A 21243-nucleotide genomic window follows, 5' to 3' on the forward strand; every position below is an offset into this window, starting at 1 on the left:
CAGCGCGAACCATCAACCACTTGACGGATATCCAGCACTTGTCGAAGATGGAGAACAGGCACCCTGCCGGCGCCGCCGCGTATGGGCGGTGGGCACCCGTGGCATGCCCGTCACCCGGGTCGGCGACTCTGGCCAGGAGTTACCGGTGCCCGTCGATACAGATCCAACCATTTCGTTTCACGTGATCGCGTGCTCCATCTGGTCTGACATCATTCGTCTACGCAAGGAGTCCAAGGTGGCGAAAAGCAAGACGGGAAAAGCGGACCGCGGCAATAACTCGGCCGTACCCAAGAAATGGAATACCGCCAACATTCCGAGCCAGGCCGGCGCGCTCGCCGTGGTGACCGGCGCCAACAGCGGCCTCGGCCTCGTCACGGCCCGGGAGCTCGCCCGGGCCGGCGCCCAGGTGGTGCTCGCCTGCCGCGACACCGGCAAGGGTCAGGACGCCGCCTCCGAGCTGCGCGCCGCCGTCCCGGGCGCCCGGCTCGACGTCCAGCGCCTCGACCTGGCCGATCTGGACTCCGTGCGGACCTTCGCGGCCGACTTCTCACGCAGGTACGACCATCTCGACCTGCTGATCAACAACGCCGGGGTGATGGCGCCGCCCAGGCGCACCACCGCGGACGGCTTCGAACTCCAGCTCGGCACCAACCACCTGGGCCACTTCGCGCTGACCGGGCTGCTGCTGCCCCGGCTGCTGGCCGCGAGCGACCCCCGGGTGGTCACCGTGAGCAGCACCCTGCACGCCTACGGCAGGATCGACCTCGACGACCTCCAGCGCGAGAAGCACTACCAGCGCTATCTCGCCTATGGGCAGTCGAAGTTGGCGAACCTGCTCTTCACCTTCGAGCTCGACCGGCGCTCCCGGACAACCGGCACCCAGCTGCGCGCCATGGCCGCGCACCCCGGTTACGCGGCCACCAACCTCCAGCTGGCGGGCCTCGGCCGGTCGCCGCTGCGCTCGATCATGGCCGCCGGCAACCAGCTGTTCGCCCTCAGCCCGCTGATGGGCGCGCTTCCCACGCTCTGCGCGGCCACCCAGCCCGACCTGCCCGGCGGATCCTTTCTGGGCCCGAGCCGGATGATGGGCTACCGCGGCCACCCCGGGCTCGCCAAGGCCCACAAGCGCGCCACCGACCAGGACACCGCCCGCCGGCTCTGGGACCTCTCCGAAGCCGCGACCGGGGTCCGGTTCAGCTTCACGGCCGACACGCTGCAGGCCTGAGGCCATGGGCGTCTGCCGAGGCAGGCCCTGCCCGCCACGCCGTCAGTCGGCCGCCACCGCCGTCTCGACCACGGGGGTCGGCGCGACGGCCGGCGCGTCCGATCCGCGCAGGGCCAAGGTGGCGTAGAGGCCGCCGGCGACGACCGCGACTCCCCCGATCAGGTACAGGGTGTCGATGGGGCGGACAGGGCTCCGACCACCGCGCCGACGCCTTCCCCCATGCCGATCGCGCCGAACCAACTGGCTTCCGCGTGCAGGTTCCTGGGGACGAAGAACACACTCAGCGAGTTCAGCGTCGTCGCGCCCAGGGTGAGCACGGCCAAGGTCCCCAGCAGCACTCGCAGCACCTTCGTCGAAGAAGATCCATCCGTTCTGCCCATGCGGACTGCCGCGGCGCAAATCAGCGGATCCAGCGGGGAAGACGGCGAGGAAGCCGACTGCCCCTTGCTGTGCGGAAAGTGCGACCAAGCCGCACCACAAGTTCGTGCCCAAGGGCGGCGGCAACAACTACGGCGACCTCGGCGGAGCGGACGCCCCCGGGGGAGACCGGGCGGCCCGGCCCGCACCGGCTGGCGCAGCCAGGTGCGGGCCCTCCCCGTCCCCGCCCACGGCGATCCTCACCCGCCGTTGGTACGCACACCACATATCGCCCTTGCCAGCCCGCCGCAGCCGCGCTACGCCGGAAGGGTCGCCCCATGCCCCCTGCTGCGGAGCCCTCCATGCCCCCGATCTCCTACCACGAAAGACTGGTGACGGCGTTCGTTGAACTGGCCGACACACTCACCACCGACTTCGATGTGATCGCCTTCCTGCACACCCTGACCGAGCACTGCGTGGACCTGCTCGACGTCCGAGCGGCCGGAGTCCTGCTGGCCACTCCCCAGGGCCACATCGTCGACGCGGCCGCGTCCGACGCGGACACCAGGAGGCTGGAACTCAACAGCATCGAGTGGGAGGAGGGCCCCTGCCACGACTGCTTCCACTCCCGGGAGCCGGCCGGCGAACTCGCCCAGCACCGCCGGGTCAGCGTGGACGAGGCGTTCACCCTGTTGCGCGACCACGCCCGCGCTCACCAGCGACTGCTGGCCGACCTGGCCCGCGAGGTGATCGAGGGCATCGCGGACCAGAGCCTCCTCGCCCCGCCACCCGCTGAGCGGCCCCGACCGCAGGAGGAGACTCCCCGCACCGCTTGAGCGACTCCCAGCGACACCTGAGCGACTCCTGCACAGCACCTGCCACCCGATCCGTGCGCCGGAGGTTCCAGAAGTGACCAGTCCGTCCATGGTCCGCCTGCTCCGACACATCGGCGAGCACAGCGGGCCGGACATGCTGCCGCTGCCGCTGCGGGAATGCGCGGTGCTGCTCGGCCTGGACGGCCTGGCGCTCTCCCTCGACGCCGACTCCCACTCCGAGCTGCTCGACTACACCGGCGCACGCACCACGCAACTGGACGACCTGCAGTTCACCCAGGGGCACGGTCCCAGCATCGACGCCTCGCGCAGCGGAGCCCTGATGCTGCTGCCCGACCTGGACCGGGTCGCTCCGGGCCGCTGGCCGGACCTGGTGCCGGCCATCGACGCGCTGGGCGTCCGGGCCGTCTTCGCCTTTCCGCTGCTGATCGGCGCGATCCACCTGGGCGTCCTCACCGGCCACCGCACCACCCGCGGCTTCCTGACCGAATCCCAGCTCGCCGACGCGCTCACGCTGACCATCGGCCTCACCCTGTTGCTGCTCGGCACCTCGGCCCATCCGCACGATCCGGCCGCCTGGCTCAACGAGGAGCCGGCCCTGCACCGCGCCGAGGTGCACCAGGCCACCGGAATGCTCGCGGCGCAACGGGACATCAGCTGTGCGGAGGCGCTGCTCCGCATCCGGGCCCACGCCTACCAGCGGAGCAAGCCGATCCTGGACATCGCCCGGAGCATCCTCGACCGCAGCCTGGACCTCAGCGGCGACTGAACCGGCGATCGGGGCCGGGCGTCAAGGGGGCATCAGAGTTGGCGCCCCGACGGTCAACGGGGCGCCAGGGGCGTACGGGTCAGCCGAACGGGCTGGTCACGCCGCGTGAGTGCTGCGGGTCCATCGGGCCGGCAGGGTCATCGGCTCGCCGTCGCGGGCGGCCTGCTCCAGCGCGTCCAGCAGCTCGGACGGCGGCACGGCGGTCACCGCGCAATGGGCGTGCGCCAGGCAGTAGCGGCTCACGGAGCCGTGGAACACCCGGGCCAACCGGCCCTGCCGACCGGTGCTGACCAGCAAGTGGTCCCCGGGCTGGTCGGCGATCTCCACCAGGGCGCGTCCGGGCTGCTCGTCGCGGACGACCATCGGCTGGATCCGCAGGTCACTGGGGTACCCGCCGAAGCACTGCTCGAACGCGGTGTCCAGGCGCTTGCACGCCGCCTGGTGCCAGACCTGGAGCAGCGGCGGGCACGGGTGCGAGCGGTAGGCGAACTCCCCGCCGACCGGGTGCCAGACCAGCACCGGCACCAGCACCGCGTCCAGCCGCCGGGCCTCCGCCACGGCGTGGTGCAGTGCGGCCAGGCTGCTCAGTGATCCACTGACGCCGACGACGACAACACCAGTGCGTTAAGCCTGTGACCTGCGGCGCAACCCCGGCGTGAACGTCGAACGGGACTCCTGATAGATCATCTTGCTGCCAAGCTCGGATGATCATCGGGAGTCCCGTTGCGCGATCAGTCTGCCACCACGCCCGCCATGCAGGTGATCCCGGGGGTCTACGCGCCGGGCCACTTGGGCGAGTTGACCCAGATCGTGGATTTTGCCCTGGTGGACGCCGTGCTGGAGGAGACCGGGGCGCGGGAGAAGCGGCTGCGGCTGCTGCCCGCCCGCGTGATGGTGTACTTCGTCCTGGCTCTCGCGCTGTTCGAGCACGCCTCGTACCGGGCGGTGTGGGGAAAGCTGACCGCGCACCTGCCCGCGGCCGTGATCGTCCGGCCAGCCGTCTCCTCGCTCGCCCGGGCGAGGCGCCGCCTGGGTGCCCGCCCCCTCAAGGTGCTGTTCGAGACGCTGGCGGGTCCTGTCGGCGAGCGCCACCGCCCCGGCTCCTTCTACCGGGGGCTGCGCACAGTGGCCGTCGACGGCACCAGTCTGCACGTGCCCGAAGACGCGCAGGTCACCTGGCTCTATCCCAAACGGGTCGGCGAGAAGAGGGAGTTCGGCTACCCGCTGCTACGCCTGCTGGTGATCGTCGAGTGCGGCACCCGGGCTCTGCTGGGCGCGGCCTTCGGCCCCGAGGCAACCGGTGAACTACCCTACGCCACACGCCTGTTGCACGTGCTAGACGCGTCGATGCTGCTGCTGGCCGACGCGGGCTTCGACGCCGTGCACTTCCTGGCCGACACCGCCGCGACCGGCGCCCACTTCCTGGTGCGCTCGGGCGCCAGCCGCTGCCCCACCGCCCTTCAACACCTCGCAGACGGCTCCTACCTGGCCCGCCTGCGCGCCCCCTACCGGGCCGGCCTGGGCTACTCGCCCCTGCCGGTGCGCGTGATCGAGGCCGAGGTCACCGTGACTCTGTCCGACGGCACCGTACGCACCGAGCAGTGGCGCCTGCTCACCAGCCTCCTCGACCACACCACCCACCCCGCAAGCGAACTCCTGCACCTCTACCACGAGCGATGGCAGGCGGAGACCGCCTATTTTTCGATCAAGGCCAGCATCCTGGACGGCCGCGTCCTACGCTCGCGCAGCATCGACGGCCTCGACCAGGAGGTCTGGGCACTGCTGACCGCCTACCAGGTGCTGATTCGCGCCGCTGCCGACGCGATCACCGACCAGCCCGCCCTGGATATGGACCGCCTCAGCTTCACCGTGCTGCTGCAGGCCGCCGCAGACACCGTCCTGACCGCCGCCGGCACCACGATCCAGGACAAGGCCGACCTGGTGGGAAGGATCGGCGCAGCGATCCTCGCCGACCTGTGGCCCGCGCACCGCCGACAGCGCGTCAAGGCCCGCAGCAAGAAGAACACCACCAGCAAATACGCCCCGAACGCGGGCAAGCACCCCCAGAGCGCACCCACCTACACCTTCAGCGCCAAGATCGGAATGCTGGAGAACGGACTCACTGCCCGCCCACGACGCTGACAGCCACGCAGGCCACGGTTGCACCGCAGGTCAACGCCCTAACGCACTGGTGTTGCCGACGACGACCCGGATGTTCTCAGCCATGACGTTTCGCTTCCCTTACGTTTCCAAGGAGGATCCGTTGAACTCCCTCGTATTCATAAAACATCCACCACCCAGCCCTTGCAAAGTGCCTTAACGCTTCCCATATACAGACCATCGCCCCCTTGACGCCGCCTTGACCGCCGCGGCTACCGCGCGTCGCGTGGTGCGAGGAGCGCACGCATGGCGGAGACGGGAAGCGAGGGGTTGGCGGCAGCCGCGCAGCGGACCTGTGAGCGGGGGTCGTCCATGAGTCCGGCGAGGACCGGTCCTGGCAGTGCGGGGTGGGCAGCCGCCGCTGGGCCGCCCTGGGGGTCGGAAAGGCACAGCAGCAGCGTCTCGGGGGTCGCCGCCGGATGCCGGGCGATCGCCCGCAGGGCTTTGGTGACCGGTGCCGCACCCAGGGCCATGCGGTGCAGCAGGCCGGCCGGGCAGTGGGGGTTCCGGGCCAGTGCGGCGTACAGCCGTGGTCCGTGGCGTTCGGCCAGGGCGCGCATCTGGTCCGGGTCCAGGTCGGGGTCGGGGGCGATCCGCTTGGCGACACCCGGGTCCGGGTCGGCGGCCAGCCTGGCGAGCAGGTCCGCGGGCAGGTTGCGCCGGTCCGCGACCATGGCTCGGACCTGGGCGGTGGGTGACATGGCGAGTCGGCGCAGTTCCTCTTCGGAAGCGGCGAGGATCCGGGGCAGGGGTGCCGGTCCCAGCCGGTCGGCGGGCGCCGACCGTTCGAGCAGGGGCAGCGGAAAGGACGGGTTGAGGGCGGCGGCGCGGCGCACCCTCGGTTCGGGGTCGTCGGCGAGCAACTGGATCAGCGCCGGGGCGAGGACCGGGTTCTCCGCGAGCGCCGCGCGCACCTGCGGCTGCGGGTCGGCGGCCAGCCGCCGCTGGAGCGGTTCCGGCAGGTCGGGGCGCTGGGCGAGGTCGGCCCGGCCCCACAGGTCGGGAAAGTCGACGAACCGCTCCAGGCCGGCGGACGGGGTGCTGGGGTTGCCCAGCGCGGCAGCCTGGATCACCACGATGCCCGCGCGATGGTCGCCACACCGTTCGCGCCGCTCAGCCTCGTCCGGCAACTGGCGGCAGACCCCGCAGCAGCTCAGCGGCGAGCCCCCGCCGTCAGCGAGCAGAGCGGCGAGGACCTCGGGCGGTACAGCGGGGTTGTGGGCCAGGGCTGCCCGGACGACCTGGTCCGGATGCGCCGCGAGCTGCCTGGCCGACTCGGCCGGGAGGGCCCGGTGCTCCGCCACGGCGCAGGCGACGGCGACCTCCGGATCCCGGGCCAGCAGGAGCAGCAGGACAGCGGGGAGGTCGTCACGTTCAGCGATCTCCTGCCGGACCTCCGGATCGGGGTGGCGGGCCAACCCTTCGATATGAGCAGGCGTCAGATCGCTGCGGCGGGCGACGCCGACACCCGCGTCCTGGCCGTACCGTGGGACGTCGGCCAGCGGGATCCGGCCGCCCGCGATCAGCGCGAAGGCCACCTGCGAGCCGCCGCCGCGGACCGCAAGGCGGTGCGCCTGACCCGGGGTCAGATCGTCGCGTTCGGCGAGATCAACGCACAGCTCCGGGTCGGCAACGGCGATGAAGCGGTCCAGGAGGTCCGGTGGCAGCGCCGGATTCTCCGCCAGCCGACACAACTGCGCGGAGTGCGGCAGCCCTCCGACCGTCACCATTGCCGCACCTGTTCGAATGAGGACCGGCCGGTGGCCGGGTGGTCGGTCAGGGTGACGACGGTGATCCCGTCAGCGGCGGCGACCGCGAAACGGGTGCCTGAAGGATGCACGGCCACCGGGGGTACAGATGCCCTGTTGATGATGCTGGACTCCTGGTGGCCGGTGACGAGATCCGGCCAGTCCTGCACTACCTCGCCTGAATTGGTGTCGACGACCTTCGGGTGGCCGTACAGGCTGAGCACGAGGGCGCCGTGCAGCGTGAGCATGGTGCCGATGCGGACGTCCATGGTGTGACGGGTGGTCCAGGCAGAGTCGGTGAGCGACCACACACCGATCTCGTCGGGGCGCAGGTCGTCGTCGGGGCCGACCGCGTCTCTACCGCTCCAAAACGGGTCGGGCAGGCCGGAGAGGACCAGCGAGTCGTCGGACAGCCAGCAGGCGGACTCGATCTCCGACTCGAATCCGAAACCGGCCGCCAGCAGACCCTCGCCGTCGAGCGTGGCGGGGTCCGCGAGGGCGGTGGCGACGTCGAAGACCATGGCGCTGCTGATGGGGTGCCAGCCCCAGCCCGCGGACAGCAGCCGGCGCCCGTTGGGGCTGAAGGCGAGCCGGGAGTGGAAGAAGTCCTCACTTTCGCCGTCACGCGCGGTGAGGCGGCGGCCGGTGGCGAGTTCGTCGATGTGGAGCCGGTCGTAGACCTCCGGGCAGTGCGCTATCACCTCACGCCCGTCCGGAAGCCAGCCCAGCGCGATGGGGTACTCGTAGGCTCCGGAGGAGTAGCGGGAGCGGTTGATCTCGCGCAACTTCTCGGTCCGGTCGAAGATCGCGCCCTTGGTCCCCCGCACCCGGTAGACGGCGTGGAAGCGGCTCGAGGGTGAGGAGACGGCTCGGTCGAAGTCGAACCCGTGGTGATGGAAGGCCAGCACCTCGGTTCCGTCAGCCTGCCAACGGCGGTTGCCGCCGGCCCAGTCGACCAGTTCGTCACCATCCCAGTTCAGCGACAGGACCGGAGCGGTGAGGGGCCAACGAACGACTGACATGGGGCGCATCCTCGCAGCAGCACCCGCAGGCTGTCGCCGGAGTTTCGCCGGATGGGCCAAACGCCTCTATGAATGATCACGATCCGTTCGTGATCTTGTCGCTCGTCGGGGAGCATCGCGTCGACTGCGTGGTGGGGAGGACGGCACTGATGGTGATGGCGGGAGGGGAAGTTGTTGCACCGGAGCGGGTTCCTGCCCATCGACTGTGTCCATACCGGGCAACATGTCCTGGCCCGTAGGTGGCCGGGAGCCAGTCGTATGTGCAGGCGGTTCCAGGACACCACGACGAGTCAGTTCGGCAACGTCAATGAGCGTTCCGGAAACCACACGATCGAGCAGCGAGGCTTGCTCTGGCTCCAGTTGGGTCAGATGACGCAGTACGTTGAGAATCTCGATGAACTCGGTGCTCCAGTCCGGGCTCCAGCGCCTGTTGCGTATCCCGTCCAACTGGCTTCCGACTCTTCCCGTGGGGCGGCTGCCGCGGGCGGACAGCCAGTGGTCCAGGACACTGCGGCCGCCCACATCGTAGGCGCGCATACGTTCAGTGACTCCGGTGAACATCCCCGCACCGACGCAGAGTTCCTGGCTGGCCGGGTCGTAGATCAGCGATTCAGGCAACGGGGTGGGAGCGATACCCCGGGCGTACTGGATGTCGGGGTAGGCCTGGCGCAGCCCCGCACGCCCTGCAGCGCGGTGATCATCTACGTCGACATACCGCTCACCGAAACTGGAGGCCCAGATGACGCGCCGCCCGAGCCGAACGCCTTCACGCCACAGGTCATGCTCCGCGGTGAGTGGGAGGTGTATACCCGGCGAGTTGAGGTCCTCGGCGAATAACTGCGTGAATCGGGGATGCGCCGAGACACCGGCGATGTAGGCGGCCAAGTCGTCGACTGTGACTGTCTGGAGCCCGTAGGAATTGGCCAAGTGCTCCAACAGGCCAGGGGCCAACGTCGCTTGGGAAGCTCATGATCGGCTAAGGTCTGGATCTTGTGCCACGTGATCACATAGCTGGTGAGAGCTACCCGGAGCGGCTGCGGATGGGGCTGCTGTCGCGCACCTTTACGCCCGAGTTGGTCGACTTCGTCGTCGATGAGGCCGGGGCGCGGGAGGAGCGGACCAAGTCCCTGCCCTCGTCGCTGATGGTCAACTTCGTTCTGACGATGTGGCTGTTCACCGGCTACGGCTACGGGCTGGTGCTGCGCGAGCTGGTGGAGAACTGGCCGCGCCGTGCGGGCGAGACCTGGCGGCCGGCGACCACGGGAGCCCTGACCGAGGCGCGGGCGCGGGTGGGGCCCGGTCCGCTGCGGCTGCTGTTCGACCGGGTCGCCGGCGCCAGGGGGACGCCCGCCACACCGGGGGCGTTCTGGCGCGGACTGCGCCTGGCCTCCATGGACGGAACCCTGGTCGACGTCCCCGACAGCGAGAAGAACACCGCCGCGTACACGCGCTCCTCGAACGCCGCCGGCCCGGGGCCGTATCCGCAGGTACGACTGCTGGCCCTGGTGGAGTGCGGCACCAAGGCGATGATCGGGGCCGTCTTCGACTCCTTCGCGGTCGGCGAGCGGACCCTGGCGCTGCGGCTGCTGCCCCTGCTGGGGCCAGAGATGCTGCTGCTGGCAGACCGGGGCTTCCCCGCCTACGGCCTGTGCACCGACACCGCGGCCACCGGGGCCCAACTCCTGTGGCGCGTCTCGCAGTCGTTCGCCCTGCCGCTGGTCCAGGTGCTGCCCGACGGCACCTACCTGAGCGAACTGCGCGGGCGACGCAAGGGCGAGCGGATGCCGGTGCGGGTCATCGAGTACACCGTGACCACGACCACCTGGGGCCCCGACGGGACCACGGAGGAGACCTCGGAGCTGTTTTGCCTGATCACAACCCTGCTCGACCCCGTCACCGCGCCCGCACAGGAGCTGGCCGAGCTCTACACGTCCCGCTGGACCAGCGAGACGATCTTCAAGCACATCAAGATCGAACAGCGCGGCGGGCGCACCGCCACCCTGCGCTCGAACAGCCCCGCCATGGTCGAGCAGGAACTGTGGGCGATGCTCTGCGTCTACCAGGCAGTCCACGAGCTGGCCCTCGACTCCGCCGAGCAGGCCCACGTTCCCGCCGCGGAGATCAGCTTCAAGAACACCCTCGCCGCCGTCCGACGCACCGTCGGGACGGCTTTTCCCCCCTCGCCAGCTGGCCGCCAAGGCCCGTGACGTCCGCGCCGACCTCATCCGCCAGGCCGTCACACCCCGACCCGGACGCGCCGCACCCCGTGCCGCCAAGCGCAGCGGCACCGGATACCGCACCCTGAAACCCGACGAGCCCGCCACCACCCGCGTCACACACACCGTCAAGCTGCAGCTCTTCCCCCAGGCACACCGACCCGGCAACCCGGCAACCGTCGTCACCCTCTGCACCCACAACAACCTTGACGAACAATCACGAACACTCGAACACTTCACCGCCGCGGCCTAGCCAAGCGACGTTGGGCCAGGGGCAGTGTTGGGGGAGCCGTCGGCGTGCCGCACGGGCAGGACACGGCCTCCGTTGTTGTTGAAGTAGTGCATGTCAGGGACGAGTCGGGAGAAGGCAACGGCGGGACCGCTAGACAGTGGCTGTAGATTCTGTTCGACAAGGAACACCTGCTGGTCAGCCTTGAGGGCATCCCACAGGGGCCGCCGAGGATAGTCAACGACGCGGTTGTCTGGGATCAGCCACTGCCGGTCGAAGCTTCGGTGGGCCACTCTCACCGGCTCCAGGCAGCGGTCGTGTTCGTCCAGCAGTGGTGTTCTTCCGTCGGACCGACCAGGGAACGACTGGACGAGTTGCTCGATCCTACGGTCGCGGGTTTCCTTGAGCAGCTCTCTTTTCACTTCGGGATCACGCTCGTGGGTCAGCCGCTCCCAGCGCTCCTTCAAGACCTCGGGGTCTGGGCTGTAGACCCAGGTGCGGTTCGTCTTGATGCCGGGCTCGTGCCAGGGCATCAGCGATCCGAGCGCGGGATACTCGTCCCAGCCGCTCTCGGAGGCGGGCGTGAAGGGTGCAAAGGGCGCCGTACGGACGGTACGCCAACCAGGCCCACCAATATGCAGCCCCTGAAGTTGGTGGAGTTTCTCTTCCCGGTTGCCGGTGAGCGCGGCGTAGTGGACCGCAGCCGAGGGCTGTTCAGTTTCACCTCGGCGCCTGACAAACAGTGCGATCGCGAGTTCCTGCTGCACACCAGGGAAGAAGCGGCTTGCCACCGGTGGCTGCTTGCCCTCCGGTGTGAGATCGATGATCCAGCCCTCGCTGCACATACCACGCAGATACGCCCGCATGCCCTGAAACCCGGGCCCCCGAAGGAATCCGGCAGTGGAGACAAAGCAGACCACACCTTGCTTGTGGTCTGGCGCTTCGTCCTCGAAGACCTTGCGGGTAGCCCAGCGCCAGAAGTAGACGTATAGGTTCTTGAGTTTGTTCTCGTACCGGCCATTGGCGCCGCCGAGGCGGAACGCATCAAGAGGTGGCGGCCCCTGCCCGGGCGATCCCAACTCGATCCAGCCTCCCTCGCCTTGAGCACGTTCCCGGTCGGGCGGGTTGCCGATGACGACGGTCACCGGCTCGTCCCGCTGGATCTCGCTCGCAGCCTCGGCGTCCATGCGCAGTGCGGCCATGGCAGCACCGCCGTAACCGAACAGTGTGGCGGGGCGCCAGGGGTCACTCAGCGTGTCGGTCAGGTGAAGACGCAGATCTCGCAGCCGGATATGGGCGTGCTGGGCACGGAGCGTCTGAGAGATTCGCATCTGAGCCACAGCGAACGCAGCCATCTGCTTCTCAAACCCGATGAGACGACGGGCGAGTTGCTCGACTGCCTCAGCACGGAAGCCAAGGTTGCCACCTGCGGACTGGCGGTCGGCGACGAGGTCGATGATCGCACTGAGAAAGGTACCTGTCCCCATCGCCGGATCGATGACGGTGACGCGCGAGTCGGCAAAACCCTCGGTGCACTCAAGCCGCTCCTGTAGGACCTCATCCACCAGGCGGACCATCTCGTGCACCAGGGGCGCCGGCGTGTAGTAGGTTCCTGACGCTTTGCGCAGATCCCGGTCGTATTCCTGGAGAAAGTGTTCATAGAGGTGGACATGAGCACCGGGCTCCCGCTCGAGGATCGCTGGCCAGTCCACGGCATCCAGGACCCGAACAAGCATGTCGAGGCCGTTCTTGAAGTGTTCCCCCACCGGGTCGGTGAGAATCTGCAGCGCCCGACCCATGACCGTGTGGTCGGCACCGAGAAGACCGCCGATCTCATGGAGGCCGTGGCTGGTCAGGGAGATCCCCTCGGCACGGGCCAATAGCAACGCAAAGGTGACAGTCTGTGCGTAGCGGTCCGCGAAGGCCGTGTGCCGGTCCCGTTCATCCGTGCGCGGGAACAGAACGTCCTCCCATACCTGGGCCAGTTCGGTGAAGGGACGCTCCCGGGCACGTTGTCCGCTGACGGGCGTTCGGGACTCCTCTTCGAGACGGTCACGAACCTCGGCGCGGAGCAGCCGGCACAAGGGGGCCGCTGAGCTGACCAACTGGCTGATCGTGCGCAGCGGCTCGGGCTGCCAGCTAAGGAAGTCCCGCAGCAGCCGCTCAAATGCGACGCCGATCGAACCGGGTGCTCGTAGCCGGCTTCCGGCCTGGTACAGATCCCCGGCCAGATGCACAGTCTCACCGCGCTGTTGACCGCCTCGGTACAAGATCCATGTCTGTCCGTTCGTGTAGATCAAATTCGGTAACTTGGACATCCCCTCCCACTGCTTACGGTCGCCGCCACGAAGACCGCCAGGGCTGATGTCCTTCTTCCCAGGACTCTTGAGCTCGATGTAGCCGACAATGCGGCCCTTGCTGGGGCCGACTCTGGCGGCAAGGTCAGGGCGGATTCCAAGATCTGGTCGGCGCGCCTCAGGATGGAGATGGAGCTCCAGCCCAAGTTGGCCAGCTGCCCCTTCAAGCAGGTCTTCGACCGCCCGACGGATGGCCGCCTCATCCTCTGCGACATCCCCAAGGATCTGCTTGCACCGCGTACCGAACTTGCTGACGAGCCGTTCGACCCATTCACTGGCCTCCACGTACTGCCCCCCGAGTCCGGCGCCATATCCGCACGAACTACTCACGGTAAGGTTCGGAGTACAGTGCGTCGAGAGGGCCTGCAGATACCTGCGTGATGGATGACTCAGGACTGGAGATCACCTCGCCCCATTACCTTCTTGGTGGCCCCGCAATGGGGCGCCCGGCCTGCGCGTCCGGCATGACTGTCTCCCCCCCTGTCGAACGCATGGCCCAGGGGGGTGGTGTCACCGGCCCAGAGGCATCGACAGACCGCTGATTAGGGGCATGACCACAGGCTTGCCCTCAGGTCGGGAGGCCTTGACGTTTAACCACTTGTGATCGTCATTGGAACACGTGGTCCGTGGTGATCATCATGCGGAAGAGTGTGTGCGTGACGCTTCCTACTCTGCTTGCCGCTGCTGAAGAGATCCACGACTACCTCATTGATCAGCTCAACCTCGCCCTTCGCCGGCCCGGGATGTTCGGGGGCGAGGTGGCCCTTCGGGTCCTGGTTGACCACCTGCTGTTCGTGGAGCGCCAGCCTGAGGTGTGGGCCGAGTTGGTGCAGGGCTGGGAAGATCGGGGGCACTGGACCCCCATCGGCCCCAGCGGGGCCTTCCAGGATGTCTTCCCCAGGCAGGTCGACTGCTCCGAAGTGGCCTCGGTGTATGCGGAGTTCGCGCAGCAACGCGGCTGGCTCAAGCCCGATCGGGTTCTCACCGGGGAGGAGTACGAGGTTCTCACGGGGCGAGTCCGGCGGTGGGCTGCGGTTGACCGCACCTGGGCTGACGTGACGGCGGAGTTCGGCCCTTCCTCTGTGCTGTTCGGAGGGAACAATCCTCTGTACGGGAAGACACTCGGCTACCTCTCGGAGGACCCGCACCAGCCGATGGTGGTCTTCCACCTGTGGAACGGCAGCGAACCGGGGGCCGAATCATGGCCACCTGAGCATGAGCAACCGTTGCTCCTCGCAGTGCATTTCGGCGGCGGCTCGTTCCGCGGATCGTTGATCTTCACTCCCGAGGGCGAGCGGAGAAAGCCGACGATCGGGGATCGTAGCCTGACTCAGTAGCAGGCCCGACGGCGAGTGCAGGTCACCCACTTGGGGATTTCCAGGACAGCGGATCCGCCTCCGCATGATTCTGAACCTCCAAGGGGTACAGGACTCGACGCGAAGGCCGTGCTGGTGAGCGTGGTGGAACAGGGCGAGCAAGGCGATCTACACGCGGAACTGTCACGCTTCCGATGGGTCTTCTACGACTGCCTGACCGGGCGGCGCGACGCGCTGTTCGAGCTGACCGATGCCGTGCTGTGCACCGACGGGCTGGTGCGGACGCTGGTGGATCTGGCACTGGCGCCCGAGCACCGGCGCGCCCACGGAGCCCTGTACGCCGCGCTGAACAAGGGCCGCCTCGACGTCGACCGGCTGCGGTCGGAGCTGGCCGGCCTGCCGCTGCCCCGCGCCGCCGACGGCCACCTGGTCGGTGGACCTGGCTGGTGGTCGCTGCCCACACCCAGCTCCGCCTCGCCCGCTCGCTCGTCGCCGACCTCCGCCACCCGTGGGAGAAGCCGGCGGACCGAACAGGCTCACCCCCGCCCGCGTCCGACGCGGGTTCAGGAACCTCCATAGGAAGGCCCCCTCACCAGCGCAAGCGTCGAAACTCACCCGCCCCGGCCCTGGCCGGCCACCCGGCTCGAAGAACAACCGGCCCGCCGGCCGCTACGAGGTGGGAAGAGTCCTGGCCACCGGCGAGGCGTACGCACGGCCGCCCACCACAAGAAGGGCACCAAGCCCCGACGAACCACTACACGCGGTTACACGACAAGCCCAGCGTTCACCGCCCTGGCCGACCCCACCTCGCGGACCTACTACGACAAGAAAATCGCTCAGGGAAAGCACAACACCCAGGCCCTGCTCTGCCTCGCCCGACGCCTAGCCGACGTCCTGTTCGCCATGCTTCGCGACGGCACCCTCTTCAAACCCTCACCGCTGAACACGGCGGCAGTCCAGAGGGGTCAGACCATGCTCAGCAAGTGGCCGGTGGGCCCGTAGTCGATCTTCCAGTCGACATAGGCACCTACAGCTCCATCCTGCCGACACCGCAAACCAACGGTCACCCAACGGACCGATCCGCCGTCGGCGAGCGAGAACGCAACAGCTGCCTCGAACTCCTCCTCCCCCCACACACAGGCAGCCAGCTAGCCGCACCAGGTCCGCATCCTCCCAGAACTCCCCGCTGTCTGCGACAAACGCACGACTGCCACAGCCAGAGCACTCCCGCTCAGCTCCGCCCTCGACGTCATCAACCAGCATGAAGAACAGGCGGCCGCCGCACACGCCGCACACAGAAGGAGCGATCTTCACCGGGCAGTCGTCGACGGCGTCTCGGAGGAACGCCGCGAGCTCTGCAGGGACACCGTCACCAACCTGATCATCAACATGCACAGGCACATCCTTTCAGACGGCCCGAACCAGCACCCGTCCAGCTTGATCAAACGCATAGGAGCACACCCCGATGACCGCAGGCGTCAGTGTCGGCATCGTCGAGCGGGCGAGCACCTACTGGGGACGGAGCGACGGGGTTCGGGCGGCGACAGGGGGAGTATCCAGGGCCGGGGCGGTGAGGAAGAGGCGGCCGCGGAGGGCTACTTCGAGTTCAAAGCGGGCGTCGGGGTCGTTCAGTGCCGCTCCGAACAACTCCTGGACCCGGTGCAGTCGTTGACGGGCCGTCTGCGGGTGGATGCCCAGCCGGGCGGCGACCTCGGGGGCGCTGCCGCGGTTGGTCTGCAGCCAGGCCAGCAGGGTCACCCCGAGCCGCTCGCTCTGCTTGGGCGTCATTCCGGCCAGGGGCTGGAGCCGGCGTTGCGCCATCAGCCGGACCAGCGGCGCGTCCGCGAGCAGCAGCAGGTCCGGCAGTCGGCCGTCGCAGGTCAACGGCTCGCTGCCGGATCTCGGCCGGGCTCCGGCGGCGACGGCCCTGGCCCAGCGCAGCGAGTCGGTCGCCAGGTCGAACGGCACGGTCGGGCCGACCACCGCCCCCCGTTCCAGCATCACCGCCCGCACCTGGCCGTCCTGCAGGAACAGCGCCGGCTGCGGCACCAGCAGGAACGGGGCCGGGCCGTCCAGGTCCGACAGGACCAGGTCGGGCAGCCGCAGTCGGCCGCCCCGGCGCCGGCCTGCCTGGTTGAGGGCCACGCAGGCCGCCTGTTCCGGCAGCGGCCAGTCGGCTGCCGCCGCCGCCTTCTCCACCTGCTCCCTGGTCGCACCGTCGACCAGCAGGTCCAGCAGGCTCCGGCGCAGCCGGACCAGCGTCCCGGCGTCGTCGGCCTTCGCTTCGGCGTAGCCCTGGACCGAGGCGGAGGCGATCTCGTCGATATGGGCGAAGACCGCCTCGGCGACGGCGACCAGGAGGTCGGGGCTCAGGCCGCTGCGGCGTGCGGTGCGGGCGTAGCGCCGCCAGGCGACCCGCGCGCCGAGCCGGTACGCGGCCTGGAGCGCGTCCAGGCTCCGCCCCTCCGCGAACTCGCCCCGGCCGAGCGCACGATAGACGCACAGTCGTTCCTCGGCGGATTTCAACTGCACGCCCGCGACGAGGTCGGCGAACCCGGCCAGCGCCGTCTCCACGCCGTACTGAATTCCGACGCCGAATTTCCCGTCGAGCGGGCGGGCGAATTCGGGGATCTGCTGCCTGATCTCCCGTATGATCTCGGCGGCCAGGGTCTGCCGCTCTTTTCCCAGCTCGACCGCGAATTGGCGCGGCAGAGCAGCCCACGGTCCGGTCAACTGCCGCTCCTCCGCCACTCCCCCGACCAGGGCTCCGCGGCCATGGAGGCGGAGCCACCCGACGTGAGTATGAGCCGATGTTACTGGCGAGTCAATACTTCTGACATGGCCCTTTGTCTCAACACGGGCCACCTGCCCGGTCGGTGTGCGCTGTGGTGCGGCGATGCGCCGGAAGCGGTACCGCTAGGTTTGATGACAGCCGCCCGATCCGCCGCCGGAAGATTCCTTGCATCTGATCGCGCACTTTCCGGTAGCGCTTGCGTAAACCGTTGACGGGCACCTGCCCCACTCCTAGCGTCACCGTCCGTTCGTAGGTCCGGAAATCCCACTCGATTCCGGACCAGGGGTTTCTGAAATTCCACGACAAGGGACGGTACTCGACATGAAAGCCAACCTGGGAAACGGCCGACTGCGCGTTCTGGCCGCAGCCGCGGCGGCCGGCGCCATGAGCCTGGCGGTCGCCGGCGCACAGCCTGCGACGGCCTCGACCTCGTACCCGGTGAACTACAACTTCGCGACGGGGGTGCTGGCCGGGGCGCTCACCCCGACCGTCGCGCCGCCCGGCGCCGACAACTGGTCCTGCAAGCCGAGTACCGCCCACCCCTACCCGGTCGTCCTGGTCAACGGCACCTTCGCGAACATGCACGACAACTGGGCCGGGGCCTCGCCGCTGCTCGCCAACAACGGGTACTGCGTCTTCGCGTTCAACTACGGCGGCAGCTCGCCCACCGCGATCCTGCAGAGCACCGGTGACATCGCCACCAGCGCCGGGCAGTTGTCGGCCTTCGTCGACCAGGTGACGGCCGCCACCGGCACCGCCAAGGTCGACCTGGTCGGCCACTCCCAGGGCGGGATGATGCCCCGCTACTACCTGAAGAACCTGGGCGGGGCCGCCAAGGTCGACAAGCTGGTGGCGCTCGCCCCCAGCAACAACGGCACCACCCTCGACGGCATCACCGAGCTGGGCCGGCAGCTCAACATCATCGACCCGATCAACGGCCTGCTGAACGGGCCCTGCGCGGCCTGCGTCGAGCAGGAGGAGGGCTCCCCCTTCCTGACCGCGCTCAACGCCGGCGGCGAGACCGTGCCGGGCGTGCAGTACACCGTGATCGAGTCCAGGGACGACGAGGTGGTCACCCCGTACACCAACGCCTTCCTCCCGGCGGCGTCCAACGTCACCAACATCCTGCTGCAGAACCAGTGCGCGCTGGACGGCACCGACCACCTGGAGATCGCCGCCGACCCGATCGCGCTGACCGACGTGCTCAACGCGCTGGACCCGGCGCACAGGCGCAGCGTCCCCTGCGAGGTGGTACTGCCGATCACCGGGCCGCTGTTCTGACCGGTCGTCAACCAACAGTGGAGTGGCGGGACGGCTGGGGTCAGGCCCAGCCGAGCCAGCCGAGCAGGGTCTGCACCAGCAGGATGGTGGACATGGCCGCGACGCCGACCACCACCACGGTGGCGGCGATCCGGTAGCGGGGCCCGTTCGCGGCCGGGCCCAGCACCGCGCGACGATTGGTCAGCACCAGCAGGTAGACCAGCACGACCGGGCTGATCAGCCCCTGCAGCACCTGGGTGCCGATGAGGAGTTTGATCACGTCGATCGGGGTCATCGCCACCGCAGCGCCCAGGATGATCTGGGCCGTGAACAGGCCCAGGAACAGCGGTGCGTCGCGGAAGCGGCGGGAGACCGAGCGCTCGACGCCCGCAGCCTCGCCGACCGCGTAGCTGGCGGACAGCGGGACCACGGCGCCGGCCAGCGCGGAGGCACCGATCAGGCCGAAGGCGAACAGCAGTTCCGCCCCCTGCCCGGCCACCGGCTTCAGCGCCTCGGCCGCCTGGGCGGCGGACTGGAGCGGCCCGGTGCCGCCGATCGCGGAGGCGGTGGCGATGATGATGGTCAGACTGATCACGCAGGCGAAGACCGCGCCCAGCACGGCGTCCGCCCGGATCAGCTTGTAGTCCTCCGGCTTGGCGCCGCGGTCCACCACCCCGGCCGCGGCGTAGAACTGCATGTACGGGCTGACCGTGGTGCCGATCAGCGCGACCGCGAGCAGGATGAACGCCTTGTCGGCCTGGACGTGCGGCACGACCAGGTGCGAGCCGACCTCGCCCCAGTGCGGGTGCCCCAGGATCATCGCCACCGGGTAGGCGAAGAACGCCAGCGACATCAGCAGGAAGATCCGCTCGGCCCAGCGGTAGGAGCCGAACAGCACCAGCGACCACAGCAGCAGCGCGGCCGGCGGGATGACCGCCCACTTGGGCACCCCGAGCAGCTCGAACGCGGCGCCGATGCCCGCGAACTCGGAGACCACGAGGCCGGTGTTGGCCAGCAGCAGGCAGAACACCGCCAGCGCGGTCAGCCGCAGGCTGAACTGCTCGCGGATCAGCGCGCCCAGGCCCTTGCCGGTGTAGGCCCCGAGGCGCACCGCCATCTCCTGGACCATGACCAGGGCGATGGTGACCAGCACCATGAAGAACAGGGTGCCGTAGATGAACTCGGAGCCGGCGCTGGCGTAGGTGGCGATACCGGCCGCGTCGTTGCCCGCGTTCGCGGCGACCAGACCGGGCCCGGCAATGGCCGCGACGGCGGTCAGCCGGCGCAGCCCGCGGCGACGGCCCGGGGTGCGGCCGGAAGCGGCGGACCCGGGCGCGTCGGACCCGGCTCGGGCGGCAGGCACGGCCGGGCCGGCGGGGTTCAGGTCGGTGCTGCCCAGGTCGGCAGGGTTCAGGTCGGCAGTGTTCAGGTCGGCAGGATTCAGGTCGCGGGTCACTGGAGGAACCTCCGGAAGTGGCGGCGCCCGCGCTGGGGCATCAGGGAGTCGAGGACGTCGTCGGCGAGGATCCGGCCGACCGGGCGTTCGCCGGCGTCGACCACCAGCAGCGAGGAGGCCCGTGAGCCGACCAGGTGGTCGGCGGCCCGGTCGAGCCGGGTGTCAGGGCCGACCACGACCTGCGGGCCGAACTGGGCCAGCCAGTCGGTGACCTCCCCCATCGTCGCCGCGTCCTCGGCAACGGTGAGGTGGAACAGCGGCACGTCGGCGAGCAGCCGACCCTGCGGGTCGAGCACGGCCACCGCGTCGATCTCGGTGCGGTGTTCGGCCTGCTCCGCCAGCAGCGCGCGGACCTCGGCGACGGTGTGCTCGCGCCCCGCCGTCACCAGACGGGTGGTCATGGCGCCGCCCGCGGTGCCCTCGCGGTGGGCCAGCAGTCCGCGCAGCCCGGTGGCCTGGGCGGCGGGCATCCGCCCCAGCAGGTTCTCGCGCTCGCCGGAGTCCAGGTCGCGCAGGGCGTCCACGGCCTCGTCCGGCTCCATCTCCTCCATCAGCCGCGCGGCACGCTGCGGCTCGACCTCGCGCAGCAGGTTCTCCAGCTCGCCGGGCTCCATCTCCTCCAGCGCGTCGGCGGCCTGGCCCGGTTCCAGCCAGGCCAGCAGCTGCTGGCGCTCGGCCCGGCCCAGGTCCTCCAGGACGTCGGCCAGGTCGGCGGGCCGCATCCGGTGCAGTGCCGAGCGCGGGGCGCGCAGCTGCACCTGGGCCGGTCCGTCGGTGGCGTGCTCGGCGAAGGGGGCCACCGCCTGCCAGTCCAGCACCCGGTCCGGGGTGGGCCGCACCTGCCAGCGGCGCGGGCCCAGCCGCCGCAGCAGCGTGGGCAGCGACACGTCCACCCCGACCAGGACCGTCCGGTCGGACAGCGGGGCCAGGTAGAGGTCGGCGGCGCGGGTGACCTGGAAGCCGTCCACGTCCACGAGTTGGTGGTCCAGCAGGTCCCGGGCGAGCAGCACCTCGCCGGGGCGGCGGCCGTACTCGCGCAGGTCCATCCGGGAGGTGCGCAGCCGCACCCGGCCCGCTTGGAGCTGCTCGACCGCGTCCGCGACCAGGAACGCCCGGCGCCGTCCGACCCGGACCACCAGGCCGGTCACCGGTGGATAGGGGTCGCTGCCGTAGAGGCGGGCGACCACGTCCACCACCCGGCCGACCTCCTCGCCGGCCTGGTTGGTCACCGGTCCGCCGATCAGCCCGGCCAGTGAGACCAAGGAGCCGCGGACCGCCTTGGACGCGGTCGCGCGGCGCTCCAGTAGCACCCGGCGGTCGCGCAGACGGGCTGAAGCGGTCATGAAAAGAGCGTTGGAAGCCACAGTGGAACACCCCCTGGCCCCGATCGAGCGGGGCACCGGGCAGCACCGGGCAGCCGGACCGACCCGGCACCGCCGACGCGACTCGGCGCCCCCGGTCGCGGCTCCCGTCGCGGGGAGTCGTCAGGGGTGGGCGGGTC

The 21243-nt window shown here is 69.5% G+C and carries 15 protein-coding genes and 4 pseudogenes; 10 read left to right on the forward strand and 9 right to left on the reverse strand.

What is annotated here, in order from left to right:
• Positions 1-235 precede the first annotated feature (235 nt).
• A complete protein-coding gene (locus ACXKR8_RS10940; protein WP_458272709.1) occupies positions 236-1225 on the forward strand; it encodes an oxidoreductase in 990 nt (329 codons plus the stop codon).
• A gap of 158 nt (positions 1226-1383) precedes the next feature.
• Here the strand turns inward: ACXKR8_RS10940 and ACXKR8_RS10945 are convergent, their stop codons facing one another.
• Positions 1384-1563, reverse strand: a complete 180-nt coding sequence (locus ACXKR8_RS10945) for a hypothetical protein (RefSeq protein ID WP_458272710.1) — start codon at positions 1561-1563, stop codon at positions 1384-1386.
• A gap of 381 nt (positions 1564-1944) precedes the next feature.
• On the opposite strand from ACXKR8_RS10945, the gene ACXKR8_RS10950 reads away from it, so the two are divergent.
• Positions 1945-2418 (forward strand): ANTAR domain-containing protein, encoded by a 474-nt coding sequence (locus tag ACXKR8_RS10950; RefSeq protein ID WP_458272711.1) that lies wholly within the window; start codon positions 1945-1947, stop codon positions 2416-2418.
• A gap of 73 nt (positions 2419-2491) precedes the next feature.
• Complete coding sequence (locus ACXKR8_RS10955) at positions 2492-3184, forward strand: ANTAR domain-containing protein (RefSeq protein ID WP_458272712.1); 693 nt, start codon at positions 2492-2494, stop codon at positions 3182-3184.
• 96 nt (positions 3185-3280) lie between these two features.
• Here ACXKR8_RS10955 and ACXKR8_RS10960 read toward each other — a convergent pair.
• Positions 3281-3784: pseudogene (locus ACXKR8_RS10960) on the reverse strand (universal stress protein); the annotation flags it as partial.
• Between the two features lie 123 nt (positions 3785-3907).
• Between ACXKR8_RS10960 and ACXKR8_RS10965 the strand changes: the two are divergent.
• The gene (locus ACXKR8_RS10965) at positions 3908-5326 is read left to right on the forward strand and encodes an IS4 family transposase (protein WP_458267007.1); all 1419 of its coding nucleotides are present in this window, start codon (positions 3908-3910) and stop codon (positions 5324-5326) included.
• Positions 5327-5556: 230 nt separating this feature from the next.
• Here the strand turns inward: ACXKR8_RS10965 and ACXKR8_RS10970 are convergent, their stop codons facing one another.
• The 3 genes from ACXKR8_RS10970 to ACXKR8_RS10980 all read right to left on the reverse strand — a co-directional run bounded on the left by ACXKR8_RS10970 (position 5557) and on the right by ACXKR8_RS10980 (position 9065).
• On the reverse strand, positions 5557-7074 hold the full coding sequence (locus tag ACXKR8_RS10970; RefSeq protein ID WP_458272713.1) for a variant leucine-rich repeat-containing protein: 1518 nt from the start codon (positions 7072-7074) through the stop codon (positions 5557-5559).
• Positions 7068-8114 carry a WD40 repeat domain-containing protein gene (locus ACXKR8_RS10975; RefSeq protein ID WP_458272714.1) on the reverse strand — a complete coding sequence of 349 codons (1047 nt, stop codon included), beginning with the start codon at positions 8112-8114 and terminating at the stop codon, positions 7068-7070. The genes ACXKR8_RS10970 and ACXKR8_RS10975 overlap by 7 nt, the downstream gene beginning before the upstream one ends.
• A gap of 66 nt (positions 8115-8180) precedes the next feature.
• Positions 8181-9065 carry a type ISP restriction/modification enzyme gene (locus tag ACXKR8_RS10980; protein ID WP_458272715.1) on the reverse strand — a complete coding sequence of 295 codons (885 nt, stop codon included), beginning with the start codon at positions 9063-9065 and terminating at the stop codon, positions 8181-8183.
• Between the two features lie 41 nt (positions 9066-9106).
• Between ACXKR8_RS10980 and ACXKR8_RS10985 the strand changes: the two genes are divergently transcribed.
• The gene (locus tag ACXKR8_RS10985; protein ID WP_458267222.1) at positions 9107-10321 is read left to right on the forward strand and encodes an IS4 family transposase; all 1215 of its coding nucleotides are present in this window, start codon (positions 9107-9109) and stop codon (positions 10319-10321) included.
• A gap of 258 nt (positions 10322-10579) precedes the next feature.
• Here the strand turns inward: ACXKR8_RS10985 and ACXKR8_RS10990 are convergent, their stop codons facing one another.
• Positions 10580-13201, reverse strand: coding sequence for a type ISP restriction/modification enzyme (locus ACXKR8_RS10990; RefSeq protein WP_458272716.1), 2622 nt, complete (start codon positions 13199-13201; stop codon positions 10580-10582).
• A gap of 341 nt (positions 13202-13542) precedes the next feature.
• Between ACXKR8_RS10990 and ACXKR8_RS10995 the strand changes: the two genes are divergently transcribed.
• The 4 genes and pseudogenes from ACXKR8_RS10995 to ACXKR8_RS11010 all read left to right on the forward strand — a co-directional run.
• Positions 13543-14253 (forward strand): hypothetical protein, encoded by a 711-nt coding sequence (locus ACXKR8_RS10995; protein WP_458272717.1) that lies wholly within the window; start codon positions 13543-13545, stop codon positions 14251-14253.
• 234 nt (positions 14254-14487) lie between these two features.
• Positions 14488-14604 (forward strand): annotated as a pseudogene (locus ACXKR8_RS11000) (hypothetical protein); the annotation flags it as partial.
• Between the two features lie 35 nt (positions 14605-14639).
• Positions 14640-14935: pseudogene (locus ACXKR8_RS11005) on the forward strand (NF041680 family putative transposase); the annotation flags it as partial.
• A gap of 77 nt (positions 14936-15012) precedes the next feature.
• Positions 15013-15234, forward strand: a pseudogene (locus tag ACXKR8_RS11010) (hypothetical protein); the annotation flags it as partial.
• 507 nt (positions 15235-15741) lie between these two features.
• Here the strand turns inward: ACXKR8_RS11010 and ACXKR8_RS11015 are convergent.
• On the reverse strand, positions 15742-16965 hold the full coding sequence (locus ACXKR8_RS11015; protein WP_458272718.1) for a helix-turn-helix domain-containing protein: 1224 nt from the start codon (positions 16963-16965) through the stop codon (positions 15742-15744).
• Positions 16966-17347: 382 nt separating this feature from the next.
• On the opposite strand from ACXKR8_RS11015, the gene ACXKR8_RS11020 reads away from it, so the two are divergent.
• Positions 17348-18307, forward strand: a complete 960-nt coding sequence (locus ACXKR8_RS11020; protein WP_458272719.1) for an esterase/lipase family protein — start codon at positions 17348-17350, stop codon at positions 18305-18307.
• A gap of 40 nt (positions 18308-18347) precedes the next feature.
• On the opposite strand, the gene ACXKR8_RS11025 is transcribed toward ACXKR8_RS11020, so the two are convergent.
• Together ACXKR8_RS11025 and ACXKR8_RS11030 are read right to left on the reverse strand one after the other, a co-directional pair.
• The gene (locus tag ACXKR8_RS11025; protein WP_458272720.1) at positions 18348-19742 is read right to left on the reverse strand and encodes an NRAMP family divalent metal transporter; all 1395 of its coding nucleotides are present in this window, start codon (positions 19740-19742) and stop codon (positions 18348-18350) included.
• Positions 19739-21085: a magnesium transporter MgtE N-terminal domain-containing protein gene (locus ACXKR8_RS11030; protein WP_458272721.1), complete on the reverse strand. Its 1347-nt coding sequence runs from the start codon at positions 21083-21085 to the stop codon at positions 19739-19741. The genes ACXKR8_RS11025 and ACXKR8_RS11030 overlap by 4 nt, the downstream gene beginning before the upstream one ends.
• Positions 21086-21243: the final 158 nt, after the last annotated feature.

Source organism: Streptacidiphilus sp. PAMC 29251 (assembly GCF_054208735.2).

What these genes read in the sequence shown, in the direction of transcription:
- ACXKR8_RS11020 (WP_458272719.1), top strand. Translation starts at nt 17,348, where the DNA reads ATGAAAGCCAACCTGGGAAACGGCCGACTGCGCGTTCTGGCCGCAGCC.
- ACXKR8_RS10950 (WP_458272711.1), top strand. Translation starts at nt 1,945, where the DNA reads ATGCCCCCGATCTCCTACCACGAAAGACTGGTGACGGCGTTCGTTGAA.
- ACXKR8_RS10970 (WP_458272713.1), bottom strand. Translation starts at nt 7,074, where the DNA reads ATGGTGACGGTCGGAGGGCTGCCGCACTCCGCGCAGTTGTGTCGGCTG.
- ACXKR8_RS10975 (WP_458272714.1), bottom strand. Translation starts at nt 8,114, where the DNA reads ATGTCAGTCGTTCGTTGGCCCCTCACCGCTCCGGTCCTGTCGCTGAAC.
- ACXKR8_RS11030 (WP_458272721.1), bottom strand. Translation starts at nt 21,085, where the DNA reads ATGACCGCTTCAGCCCGTCTGCGCGACCGCCGGGTGCTACTGGAGCGC.